The sequence below is a fragment of the Mesorhizobium sp. M5C.F.Ca.IN.020.29.1.1 genome, from assembly GCF_003997375.1.
Classification (GTDB): domain Bacteria; phylum Pseudomonadota; class Alphaproteobacteria; order Rhizobiales; family Rhizobiaceae; genus Mesorhizobium; species Mesorhizobium wenxiniae.
The window spans coordinates 1-789 of the sequence record NZ_RZSW01001098.1 but is presented as its reverse complement, the minus strand read 5'-3'; the positions used below and the strand labels follow the sequence as shown (position 1 = coordinate 789).

The window sequence follows — 789 nt, the reverse complement described above, 5'->3', positions numbered from 1 at the left end:
ACTGGGATCCCAGGGCGACGGCGTCGCCGAGACGGAAACCGGCGAGCTTTTCATTCCGTTCACGTTGCCCGGTGAAACCGTCACCGCCGCGCGCGAGAAGGATCGCGCCACGCTTATGTCCGTGCTGGACGCATCGCCGCTTCGCATTGATCCCGCCTGCCGGCATTTCACCGAATGCGGCGGCTGCGCCATCCAGCATCTTGAGGCCGAAGCTTATCATCGGTGGAAGCGCGACAAGGTTGCGCATGCGCTGAACAGCAAGGGCATCACCTGCGACATTGACGCGCTGGTCCCGTGCGCACCGCAGACGCGTCGGCGCGTCGTGTTCACCGCCCGACGGAGCGAGGCCGGCATGCGGCTCGGCTTTGTTCGCGCGCTGTCGACCGAAATCATTTCTATCGAGGAATGCCCGATCTCGCTGCCGGAGATCGTCGCAAAGCTCGACCGTCTGAAAGCACTCGCCGAATTGGTTTGCGCAACGACGAAATCGTTTCGCATGACGGTCACGGTGACCGGTTCCGGCCTCGATGTCGCGGTTCACGATTCCGGCAAGCTCGGCGAGAACCAGCGCCGCGTCGCCTCCAACTTCGTCATCGCTCAGGGACTGGCAAGGCTTTCGATCGACGGCGAGGTCATCATCGAGCCCAAAAAGCCTGTCGTCATGTTCGGTGGCGTGGCTGTCGCGGTGCCGCCGGGTGCTTTCCTGCAGGCCACCGAGGCGGCCGAGCAGGCGATGGCGGACATCGTCGGCCGGCATTTGGTGCGCGCCAAAAAGGTCGCCGATCTCTT

The 789-nt window shown here is 63.8% G+C and carries 1 pseudogene; it reads left to right on the top strand.

What is annotated here, in order from left to right:
- Position 1: 1 nt before the first annotated feature.
- Positions 2 to 789, top strand: a pseudogene (locus EOA85_RS36455) (RNA methyltransferase); the annotation flags it as partial.